The organism is Chryseobacterium capnotolerans (assembly GCF_021278965.1).
Taxonomy (GTDB): Bacteria; Bacteroidota; Bacteroidia; order Flavobacteriales; family Weeksellaceae; genus Chryseobacterium; species Chryseobacterium capnotolerans.
The window spans coordinates 4,739,908-4,750,916 of the sequence record NZ_CP065589.1 but is presented as its reverse complement, the minus strand read 5'-3'; the positions used below and the strand labels follow the sequence as shown (position 1 = coordinate 4,750,916).

10 protein-coding genes and 1 pseudogene are annotated in these 11,009 nt (G+C 29.1%); 3 read left to right on the top strand and 8 right to left on the bottom strand.

Translation table 11 applies throughout. The features are described from left to right. Positions 1–3: 3 nt before the first annotated feature. Both H5J24_RS22755 and H5J24_RS22750 read right to left on the bottom strand, forming a co-directional pair. The gene (locus tag H5J24_RS22755) at positions 4–840 is read right to left on the bottom strand and encodes a DNA adenine methylase (protein WP_089690368.1); all 837 of its coding nucleotides are present in this window, start codon (positions 838–840) and stop codon (positions 4–6) included. Between the two features lie 59 nt (positions 841–899). Beyond that, entirely contained in the window at positions 900–1,463 is a 564-nt protein-coding gene (locus tag H5J24_RS22750) for a recombinase family protein (protein WP_089690367.1), read from the bottom strand. Positions 1,464–1,657: 194 nt separating this feature from the next. On the opposite strand from H5J24_RS22750, the gene H5J24_RS22745 reads away from it, so the two are divergent. Next, complete coding sequence (locus tag H5J24_RS22745) at positions 1,658–2,506, top strand: nucleotidyl transferase AbiEii/AbiGii toxin family protein (RefSeq protein WP_232815888.1); 849 nt, start codon at positions 1,658–1,660, stop codon at positions 2,504–2,506. Here the strand turns inward: H5J24_RS22745 and H5J24_RS22740 are convergent. Then, complete coding sequence (locus H5J24_RS22740; protein WP_232815887.1) at positions 2,487–3,215, bottom strand: type IV toxin-antitoxin system AbiEi family antitoxin domain-containing protein; 729 nt, start codon at positions 3,213–3,215, stop codon at positions 2,487–2,489. The two genes, H5J24_RS22745 and H5J24_RS22740, sit on opposite strands and share 20 nt — an antisense overlap. Further along, positions 3,193–3,342, bottom strand: coding sequence for a hypothetical protein (locus H5J24_RS22735; protein WP_232815886.1), 150 nt, complete (start codon positions 3,340–3,342; stop codon positions 3,193–3,195). The genes H5J24_RS22740 and H5J24_RS22735 overlap by 23 nt, the downstream gene beginning before the upstream one ends. A 490-nt stretch (positions 3,343–3,832) precedes the next feature. Here H5J24_RS22735 and H5J24_RS22730 point away from each other — a divergent pair, with 490 nt between their 5' ends. Next, positions 3,833–5,557, top strand: coding sequence for a hypothetical protein (locus tag H5J24_RS22730; protein WP_232815885.1), 1,725 nt, complete (start codon positions 3,833–3,835; stop codon positions 5,555–5,557). 563 nt (positions 5,558–6,120) lie between these two features. Here the strand turns inward: H5J24_RS22730 and H5J24_RS26280 are convergent. Genes H5J24_RS26280 through H5J24_RS22715 form a run of 4 tightly spaced genes read right to left on the bottom strand, consistent with a single transcriptional unit; the run spans position 6,121 to position 9,676 of the window. Then, positions 6,121–6,519: a TniQ family protein gene (locus H5J24_RS26280; protein ID WP_429831923.1), complete on the bottom strand. Its 399-nt coding sequence runs from the start codon at positions 6,517–6,519 to the stop codon at positions 6,121–6,123. Continuing rightward, positions 6,519–7,403, bottom strand: a complete 885-nt coding sequence (locus tag H5J24_RS22725) for a TniB family NTP-binding protein (RefSeq protein WP_232815884.1) — start codon at positions 7,401–7,403, stop codon at positions 6,519–6,521. Before H5J24_RS22725 ends, H5J24_RS26280 begins: the two co-directional genes overlap by 1 nt. Then, complete coding sequence (locus tag H5J24_RS22720) at positions 7,378–9,207, bottom strand: Mu transposase C-terminal domain-containing protein (RefSeq protein ID WP_232815883.1); 1,830 nt, start codon at positions 9,205–9,207, stop codon at positions 7,378–7,380. The genes H5J24_RS22725 and H5J24_RS22720 overlap by 26 nt, the downstream gene beginning before the upstream one ends. Then, positions 9,200–9,676 (bottom strand): hypothetical protein, encoded by a 477-nt coding sequence (locus H5J24_RS22715; RefSeq protein WP_232815882.1) that lies wholly within the window; start codon positions 9,674–9,676, stop codon positions 9,200–9,202. Before H5J24_RS22715 ends, H5J24_RS22720 begins: the two co-directional genes overlap by 8 nt. 277 nt (positions 9,677–9,953) lie before the next feature. Here H5J24_RS22715 and H5J24_RS22710 point away from each other — a divergent pair. Next, positions 9,954–10,631: pseudogene (locus tag H5J24_RS22710) on the top strand (ATP-binding protein); the annotation flags it as partial. Between the last annotated feature and the right edge of the window lie 378 nt (positions 10,632–11,009).

The following is an 11,009-nucleotide window of genomic DNA, read 5'->3' as shown; positions in this document are numbered from 1 at the left end:
ACTTCAAAAATTGTAAATGATAAGTTCGTTATATATACCTCTTGTTTTTGATCTTCCTCCCACTATACTCGGCCGTGAAAGAACTGTAATATTTGCTATGCCATTATAAAGATCCTCAATTGAATGATGGCTAGCATTTGTAAGTATAAAAAACGCTTCTCTACTGATTATTTGTTCAATTATTTGTTTCAATCTCTCTTGATCATCCCAGGAGAAAAGTTTTTGGTTATATTCAATAAACCCGTTATTTTCATGTGCTACAGTATAAGGGGGATCAAGAAAAACTAAATCGCCTTTTTTAACAGATAGCAAAGCTTCTTCAAATGATTGTGTAGAAAATTTAATTCCTTGTAATAGTTTGCTAACATTCCTAAGTAAATCTTCAGTAACAAAATCTACATTAGGTCTGTGTCCATAAGGAACGTTATAGATTCCATTAGCATTAACTCGGTAAATTCCGTTAAAAGAAGTACGATTCAAATATATAAATTTGGCCGCTTTTTTTGAATTTATTCTAGGGTTATAATTCCTTATTTTATAATAATCATCTTTACTATTTTTAAATTTCTTTAAACAATTAATTACATCTTCAGGACCGTCCCTAAGTTGTTCGTAAACGTTTATTAATTCCTTATTAGTGTCGGATAGATAAAATTCTTTTTGGTCTGTAACTAAAAATTGTTTTATGAAGAAAAATACAGATCCACCTCCTAGGAAGGGTTCGTGATAATTATTAAATTTATGAGGTAAAAATTTCTGAATGTGATCTTTGACAAACCATCGTTTTGATCCTGTCCATCTTAGAAAATTTGATATCTGTATTTTTTTTTCTTTAGTCATGTATGTAGAAGGTATCCTTTTATTTTGTTTTAAATTTATTATTTACAATAGGATTATATTTAATTTTGTTTCTCAACACGATAAAATGTTGCTTTGCTTATTCCTGCCTGTCTACAAGCCTTATCAATTGAAATTTTTTTATTATCGTACAGATGTTTTGCATATTGATATTTTTCGATACTTGATTTGCTAGAGCCTTTTGGCCTACCTAAAAGTTTTTTTCTTTTTCTTGCTCCTTCCAATCCAGATTTAGTCCTTTCACTAATTAGATTTCTTTCAAATTCTGCAACTGCACCAAAAATCTGTATAATAAATTTTCCATTTGCTGATGTTGTGTCAAATGCAGGTTCAGTGATACTTTTAAAAAGAATTCCTTTTTCATTGAACTTTTCTATTAAGTCAATCATATTCTTAAGAGACCTAAAAATACGGTCTGTCTTGTACACTAATATTATATCATCTTTTCGTAGATAAGAAAGCATCTCATTCAGCCCGGTTCTATCTTCACGCACCCCACTGGCAATATCTGTGAAAATTTTCTCACATCCTTTTTCTCTCAAAATTTCAACTTGCGTAGAGATATTTTGATCAGAGGTAGAAACTCTAGCATATCCAACAATCATAATTTTAGTTTAAAAAAGGTTTATTTGCAAAACTATTAAATAAAACGGAAAATGAGACTGTTATTAAACAAAAAAATATAATTGTTTAAATGTTTCATAAAACGAACGTTTTTCGTTACAGTGGTCAATATTAATTTTAATTAATATCTTTAGTTTTTTATCATTATTTATCAATGAAATATTATTAAATAATCATGGACATAAACAAAATTAAAATGTTGACATTAAGAGCCTTAATGTCAGAAGAGTTTCTTATGCATTCTTTAGTTCTAAAAGGAGGGAATGCTTTACAACTTGCATATGAAATAACAAACAGAGGATCTATAGATATTGATTTTTCGGTAGAAAGAGAATTTACAGAAGAAGAAATAAAGAAAATGCCTATGGTATTAGATATGATACTTAATAGAGTATTTCGTGAGGAAAATTTAAAAGCGTTCGATATTAAATTTGATTTAAAACCAAAGAACAATGTTATTCCGGAATGGAAAGGTTATATCATATTATTTAAGCTTATTAAGCTAGATAAATTTATTGAATTTGGGGATGATATGGATAGCATTAGGAGAAACGCTATTTCTGTTCATGATAATAGTTCCACACAATATTCGGTGGATATTAGTGCTTATGAATATGTAGAAACAGCAACAACAAAAGAGGTTGAAGGTATTCTTTTAAGAGTCTATACTTTGGAAATGATTCTTCTGGAAAAGATTAGAGCATTGTGTCAAACTATGCCTGAATATAAAGAAATTATACCTAGTGCCAAAGAAAAACAAAGAGCTAGAGATGTATATGATATATACACCATCTATAATCAAGCAGAATTAAAGTTAGAAGAAGATATTCTGAGGGAAATTTTCAAAGCGAAGAAAGTACCTTTATCATTAATTAATAAATTGGAAAGTTTAAGAGAACATAACAGAGATGATTGGAATAGAGTTATACAGACTGTTTCTGCGGATGAAGAATTAAAAGATTATGATTATTATTTTGACGAACTATTAAAAATAGCCAGTCAATTTAAAAACCTTTCGGAATAAATAGCTTCCACTTGCTATTATAATCTTTGTGCAGGATATTATATGTTAAATAGAAATCAATGTCTGAATCCATATCAAGAAATGGTTCATAGTCTTTTTCATTATATCCTGCTTTTTCTAAATAAAAACCAATGACTTTATGATATGGATAAGTAAAATCCATTTCTACATAATAGTCATATATTTTCTTTGTATCTAATTTATCTTTAGCTTCTTCAAAAGATTGGAGAACTTGAGTAATCCCACCAGCATAAAAAGGTCTTACAGAAACATCTATTAATGTTCTTTCGATATTTGAGACTAAATAATTATTTCTAAAAGTTTCTACTCCTAAGAGATTGTGGTTTTGACCATTAATGAAGTTAATTGTAAACCCTTTATATTTTCTTTTATCCTGAGTTATTCTGGGTGTCTTATTAAAGGCAGTGTCAACATTTTCTTGAATTAAAAACGTGTCATTTTGATGACGTAATCCTTTTCTCTCCCAAGTTAAATATATCTGCTTAGGAAGTTGTATTGTTAAGTTATGTATCGATAATGCAGAGTAGTGACTAAAAAAAGCAGATCTAGATCGAGTTGATGCAATATCATATTGATCAATTTTACTATCTTTTAGATAATAGAATTCAGAACTTGATTGACCTTGAAGTCTACTTTGAACTATATATTGTTCAAGAAGAAATTCTTTAATTTTTTTTTCTTGAAGCACTTTTTATTCCTTTAATTTGTTTAATTGATGAGACTAATCTTTCAAATTCTTCTGTGGTAAACACTTTATAAGCATTATCTTCTAAAGCATCTTCAATTTCAAAAGTATATTTTTCGAATTTAGCCATATATTTATTATATACTAATTGCATATATGCAATTAGTATGTTGCAAAGTTATATTTTTTTTTTTGACAAAGTCAAATTTTATGTCCGTTTAAGTAATTAATTGCATATATGCAATTAATTACTTAGTGTGAAGTTACGCATTTTTATTTAGAAAGTCAATGATAACAGTGATAGTAATTAGGAAAAGAGAGAGAATTATTTTTTTTTAATATAAGAATTTCATATATGCAATTCTTATGAAGCGAAGTTACGTTTTTTTTTTCGACAAAGTCAATGATTATGAATGAAGAATAAAAAAAAAGACATTATTTAACCCTCAAAAATTAATTTCTTTATTATACTAATTGCATATATGCAATTAGTATGATGCAAAGTTAAAGTTTTTTTTTGACAAAGTCAATAGTGTTATGATAATATTTTATCAAACACAATTTTTTTGAATGACTCAATATTTTTAATATTTTTATCATTACCTATTGTAATTCACAAGATGTTACCAAAAATTGCACAAAATCTACCCATAAAACTCCGGCTTCGTGCGTGGGTTTACGAAGAAGCAGACAAAATAGATTTCAAAAATAAATTTTGGTTTATTTCATGGCTTGGTAGAAGCTATTATATCAATGATGTAATTCATAGAGAGGTTTATATTACTCTTTGTAATAATACTTTTTTTAAGTTCCAACGAAATTTAAAAACATTCTGTATTCCATTTCGAGAAGAATATACAATTAGATATAGACAGGGTAATTACTATGACTATTTAGGGAACTTTCTACAATCTGCTCATAATCATGAAAAAATTAATATTTTACATGATGTTCTTATTAGTCGAATAAATAATGGAACCATTTTAAATATTGAAAATAATTTAGGAAATGGAAAAACATTTTATCCGTTACTTGAATCCCATACCTATGGAGATGTACCATGTTATCATGTTGATATTGATAATGCAAAATTTATAATACCCTTTAATGTAATACAGTCTTATTTCTATTCATTATCATCTCTAACACTTTATTACTTGATATATGGAGTTTTTATTCCTGGTATTGTAAAACCATATAAATTTGATGATTATGCAGTTGTTGCTTATCGGTCTTCTCTTATAAATAAAGCGGAAGCAAGAATATTAAGCAAATTTCATTTCTTGAAGAAAGGAGATATTAAAAGATTGTATAATATAAGACGAAGTTTTCTAAAGGAATTATTTGATAAACAAAAGAATAATGAAGATTTAATGTCTTATATACTTTATTCATTGCCCTTTCAAAAAGAAGCAATAATAAAAATGGATCTTCATTATCATCCTATTGATAAAGCTGGGTTAATTAATATGGTTTATGCTATTGATAATGTATCATTACCCTCGGATAAAGCATTGTTTGAACTTGAGAATTTTATTTTGGATGATCAAGATGCTGCATTGATTGTTGAAGATGAAAATACGAATGAAATAGTTCAGGGAACAAGTGTGGGATATAATCATAATAATGATGGAGATATTGTATCAGATACACTTTACACTAATAATGAAGCTATTCAGGATGTTATTATTAGTGATGAAGGACCTAAATTTTTGGAATCCCCAAACGTTGCAGATGCTATACCAACAGTTATTAAAAATAATACAAATTTTGAAAATAATTTTGTTAAACATATTAAAGATTATGATGAATCAATATCAAACCATAGTAATGATAGTGAAACAGGTCTCGTAAATTTTATCTCTGGTATTTCTGAGAATACTGATTATATGCGCATAATTTTATCTGCCTTTGACCTTTTAAAAGAATATAATGAGTTTGCTTGTGATTATATTTATTTAAAAAGACAGGGTACAAGTGTCTTTTCTTATGATCCTCTAAATTTTACAGAGAATGGATCTATTATATTGTTTAGAATTAAATATAAAGATCAAGAATATTGTATTATTGCGAGTAATAATGAATCAAAGAGAATAGGAATTATAAAGCACATCGGAGAGGGAGGTTTTGATTCAGAACATGACGAGGGTTTAAAAAACGGTATAATAAAAGTAAGAAGAGACCATAAATCTAATTGGTCATTATTAAAGATATCAAAATTAAAGATTTATAATTTTGTAGTTGTAGATGCACTTAATAAAATTAAAAGAGATACTTTCGAAGATAGTGTGGAAAGTCTTTATAATCGAATAGCTACAGCAATCAAAGATCTAACAGGGAAATAATCCAGTAATCTAGATCCTGTTTGTAAATAGTAAGATATGATCTTGTCAAGTTAAGGTGCTGGGGAATACTTTTATCTACGGCAAAGTCTTTAATAAATCTATAAATGAAGGGTAAAGTTTCTTTTCTTTCTTGTAAAGACCAGAAGCCAGTTTCCTCTTTTATGGGCGAAAGATGTAGATTGTATTCATTCGCTAAAATAGTAGTAAATTTCTGATTAAACTTATTTTTTCTAGTTCCCCTAGCGGTTCTGCATAATAAAATAAGTCCATTGATAAATGAAAATGAATAATTTGTATAATGGTTAAATCCATTATCTAAAGTGCGATTTATAAAATTCTGATATTCAATTTCTAAGGATGTAGGTTGTATTAATTCAAAAGTAGACAAATCCATTTTGCAATACCAGCATAATGAAAATCTAAAAGAAAGATCGGGAATGGACTGGTTACCGCTATTATAAATAAGATGATATGAAATTGGCTTTTGACAATTAGGACATCTGTCAATTAAAGAGGATTTACATTTCATACATATGATTGTAGAAAATAATCTCCATTCTTTTTTATAGTAGGGGGTTTGATGATAGGCATTTGGGACAACACATAGTACCAAATCTTTTTCTATTCCTATTGTTTAGTCCTAAACTTAAGATATGTCCTTTTCTATTAGAATAATTATTAAAATAAATGTCATTATAGGAAGTGAGGAATAATTTATCGATTCTTTTTTTAGATAATGGGGTGTGATTCAATAAGAAATTTACTACATAATCAGGCTTAAGGTAGTCAATATCTCTTCCAAAAATTGGCGCATTGTGTCCAAAATTATTTTTTATAAATGTTAGTGGTTTTACATAATGACTAATTGCCAGTCTACAATACCATGAACTAAAAAGTTCATTAATTTCCGGATTAATATATGCCGGAAATATATTTTTCTTGAATTCTTTAATATAAACCATCAAGCAAAATATCTTTTTTTTCTGTCTTGAGGTGAAATATAATCAATATTCAATATAATCTCTTTGGTTATTTTTTCTTCTCCGCTTTTGATTGCTTCAATACTGCAAAGTTCAAGTATTCTAGCCACTTCTCCAATAAGGCCATCACTCATTACCAAAAGTTTCATTGTTATGGAATTTTCTGTGAGCATAGATTCTTTTTTTAGAGGGATTAATGCCTCAAAGCTTGCTAAAAGGCGTTTAAATTCCATATCATTTGACCATTTAGGGACAACCCTTGGCTCAAAGCGATTTGCTAACTGATGATCACTTTGTATAACATTGAAAGCAAGCATTGTTCCTGCACATATGATAGGTATCTGTAAGTCATTTGACAAATGTTTGATAACATTTAAAAACTTTCTTTGCTTTGTTGGAGTACCAGCCAATACGTGATGGATTTCATCTATTATTAATGCCTTAGTTTGTAGTTCTGTTAGCATTTTTTTGACGCGTAAGTACCTTAAATCCAGTTTTTCAGAGGTCTTATATGGAGCAAATATATGTTCTAAAATAGCATTATAAAACCTTCTTTCGTCAGGCTCAGGTGGGGCTTGTACCATAATTACAGGGTTTATTACATTTCCTGTCTTTTCGTCATAAGATGCTCCATATTTTTGATTGAATTTATTGAGAATAGCTGTTTTTCCATTATTAGATTCTCCTACAAGTAAAATATTGGTCATTCTAGTACTTTTTGGATAGATCAGTAACTCATCCATTCTATTAATAATTTTAGTTGCTTGGCTATATCCAATCCATTTCGGAAATCTACAAGATGTAATTCTTTCATGTTCAGTTGATCTCTCAACAAAATCTCTAGTATTTTTTGTTAAATGCTTCATCGTCTAAATCTTCAAAAGGTTTAATTATCTCATTGTTTTCAGGTATAAAGTCATTCACGTCTATATTTGAAGTATTCATTTCCTTTCTATAGTCAAGGGATTGGTACTCTTTTCTTTTTCTTTTTGTTGTTAAAATAGACTTCTTTTCGATAGTTGTTAACTCTTTGAATGCTTCAAAAATATTTTCTTCGTTGATTTCTTTATTTCTTTCCTTAACTCTCTTAAGAGAATCTCTGTACTCCCATAAAGAAATTGGGGGATAGGTGGCATTTCTGAATGGAATGTCATAGTATTCTTCTGTTGCTGGATCGAGAAAATAAATTAAGCTGATATCTCTTGGATCTCTCTTAAAAATATAGCCTTTATTGTTATCTTTTTTATGAATATAAGGTCTCAAAATATCTGCGTAATAATATAAATGATCGATAACCACCCCATATTCTTGAATAGAGCGTACAACATAAGGCATAAAGTCTAATCTTGTTCTTCGGATATCATTTATTCTGGGAAGGATACCTCGACCTGGGATGTTTTCATTGCCCATTATTCCATCCTCATATTTTTTTAGTGGCGATACCCCAAGTGAGGAATGAGTTCTTGTGTGATAGATCTTAGTAATATAAGTTATTAACCAGCGTTCAAGCTCTGTTAAGGTTAATGATGAATTCTCTTCACTTTTATAGTTTTTTCTTTCTTGTTCATTTGAAAAAGTAGTTCCCGGAAGATTATGTATTTCTGTTGCAAATGTGCCGAGCAATCGTTCTATGTGTCCTCCATAATGAGGTGTTGCTACTGGTCTGTATTTTAAAGATATTCCATAATTATCACATGCATCTCTTAACATTTTGCCATGAAATTCTTTAGCATTATCTAGGTGTAAACAATCCATAACACCCCAACACGGCCAATGTGCTGAAACTCCGATTCTTTCTAGCCAAAGTTCTTTGGGAAGAATTGAATTTGAAATACACAGTCCAGTCCCTATTGCTCCTGGTGGATCGTAAGATAAATAAAGTCCAATAACCATTCTGCTATATATATCTATAGCAACAGTAATCCAAGGTCTTTTATAGGCTTTCCTCTCTAATTCATCAACCAATATTATATCTAGTAAAGTATGGTCTATTTGTACTATTGATAAAGGAAAGCTTGCTTCATCATAGCTTGATTTTATAGGTTCATATTTATAACGAGCTTCTTTTATTCCTAATCTTTTTTTTATTTTTTCTTCATCAGATATCCCTTTAATCCTACTTCTAATAGTATTGTCGTGAGGAGAGGGAATGTCTAAATCATAACATGCTATTTTAACTTCCGTAATAACTCTTGTTATTGATTTCCTATTTTGATTCAAATAAACTGAATTTATTTTGTCAGAAATGATTTCCTCTTGTTTATTTGTAAGTCTACTTTTGCCTCTTCCTCCAGTTTTTCTCTTTCCGGCCAAAGATGATACGGTTTGACCATTATCATAAAACTTCAACCATCTATATATTGTAGGTATACTAATATTATTTTCAAAAGAAATGCGATTTATCAAGGAAAGATCTCCTCGATTTGAAAGGATGGGCTTTATAATATTAAACCTGGTTTTAGCTTTTTCCCAATCTTTATCAGTTAGTATCTCCATCGGAGTACTACTTAAATCTGTGAATGGGGTTATATCTTTTATGGATACGGTATGAATTATATTAGAATTAACCTCAGTAACAGATACTTTAGATGTACTTATTATCTTTACAATAATACATTCTTTGTTATCATAAATGACCTTTTCCCCTTTAGAAATATATGTTCTATTCATGTTTATCCCAAATTATAGTATTAAGCGATATTTTTTCCTCTTTATTAAAATTAAGTAAATTACTATTAATTAGGTACCATGTAACGTAAAGAATTTCTGCTTTTCTTTCAAAAGTTTTTCCTACCTCTTCTAATAATTGATTAATAGTCAGCTTTTTAAATTTGTCAACTATTGTAAATACAGTGTGGATATCCATATCATTAATAAACCTGCCTTTGTTATAGTAATTACTTAAAAATTTATAATTAAAAAGAAGATTAGAATCTATGTCTTGATGCTGTAGGATTGAAAAATTGATGTTATTTTCTTTAAGTATTTTTTTAATTTCTGATATTTCTGAAGCATCTTTATTTCCAATATTTAATATGATTAATTCTTCTTCTTCATTTTTATATTTTACATAAAAGTCAGGAATGAATTCTTTAACCAAATTCTTAAAAAAAATAGTTAATCTTGAAAGGCTGTTCACAATATTTTACTACATCATCATTTTTTTCTAAAACGTGCATGTAATCTTTTGTTAGCTGTTGAGTTATTTTCTTTTCAGAGTTTTTCTGAATAATGATCGAATCTGTATTTATGAGATATTCTGTTAAATCAATCTCATAAGTCTTTTTTGAACTTATTATCACCATGTTTTGTAATTTTAGCGGTGTAGATTGATTAATTAAGATCAGATTTATCACGTTCTTTTGGAAAGAAAGACGATTTTTGTTCAAATTTTATCATCTACTTTACAAATTTACAGGGGAAGTTATCCTCAGCCGGGAGAAATTTCGCTGGCTCATAATGGCGTTTTATTTCTGGATGAAATGCCGGAATTCAAAAGAACTGTGCTTGAGGTCATGAGACAGCCTCTGGAAGATAGGGAAGTAACGATTTCAAGAGCCCGGTTCACCGTTAATTATCCCGCTAGTTTTATGCTGGTGGCGTCAATGAATCCAAGTCCGAGTGGATTTTTTCCTGATGATCCTAATAATACATCTTCGGTTTACGAAATGCAAAGGTATATGAATAAGCTCTCCGGGCCGCTTTTAGATAGAATTGATATTCATATAGAAGTTCAGAAAGTAGAATTTGAACAGCTTTCAGAAAAAAGGAAAGGAGAAAAAAGTAAAGATATCCGGGAGCGGGTTTTGAAAGCAAGAGATATTCAGAATGAACGGTATAAAAATCTCAATATCAGCAGCAATGCTCAGATTGGTCCAAAAGAAATTGAGGCATTCTGTGATCTCGATGAAACCTCATTCAACCTCATCAAACTGGCTATGGAGAAACTAAATCTATCTGCAAGGGCTTATGACAGAATTCTGAAAGTTGCCCGTACGATTGCTGATCTTGAAGAGTCTGAGAGAATCCTTTCCCATCATATTTCTGAGGCCATACAGTACAGAAGTCTGGACCGTGAATTCTGGAATGCTTAGTGAGAATGATTTAAGTTATTAATTATGTAAAATTTGGTTTCCTTGTTTCTTTTCTTATAGTACGGTTTTCTTATAATCTTATAGTATTTCGATTATTGATTTTGTAAATGTATTTTATTGTAAATCAATTTGTTTTTTTATAATAATTAAATTTTTCGTGTGGGAGAATCTTATAATTATGTAACATTTTATATTTTTATTATGTTAAATTTGACTAATGAATTATTAACCATAATTCATTATGTAGTTTAAATTGTTAATCAATAAGATGATTTTCTTTTAAGGCCTACATGGAAGAATTAAAACATTCTTTTTGAGAGTTATAAATAAAGCATTGTTTTATTTACAGTTCTGTTCAACCGGGCAGATCATCTGATC

Coding starts and splice junctions, on each gene's coding strand:
- H5J24_RS22755 (WP_089690368.1), bottom strand. CDS start 840: ATGACTAAAGAAAAAAAAATACAGATATCAAATTTTCTAAGATGGACA.
- H5J24_RS22750 (WP_089690367.1), bottom strand. CDS start 1,463: ATGATTGTTGGATATGCTAGAGTTTCTACCTCTGATCAAAATATCTCT.
- H5J24_RS22745 (WP_232815888.1), top strand. CDS start 1,658: ATGGACATAAACAAAATTAAAATGTTGACATTAAGAGCCTTAATGTCA.
- H5J24_RS22735 (WP_232815886.1), bottom strand. CDS start 3,342: ATGGCTAAATTCGAAAAATATACTTTTGAAATTGAAGATGCTTTAGAA.
- H5J24_RS22730 (WP_232815885.1), top strand. CDS start 3,833: ATGTTACCAAAAATTGCACAAAATCTACCCATAAAACTCCGGCTTCGT.
- H5J24_RS26280 (WP_429831923.1), bottom strand. CDS start 6,519: ATGGTTTATATTAAAGAATTCAAGAAAAATATATTTCCGGCATATATT.
- H5J24_RS22725 (WP_232815884.1), bottom strand. CDS start 7,403: ATGAAGCATTTAACAAAAAATACTAGAGATTTTGTTGAGAGATCAACT.
- H5J24_RS22720 (WP_232815883.1), bottom strand. CDS start 9,207: ATGAATAGAACATATATTTCTAAAGGGGAAAAGGTCATTTATGATAAC.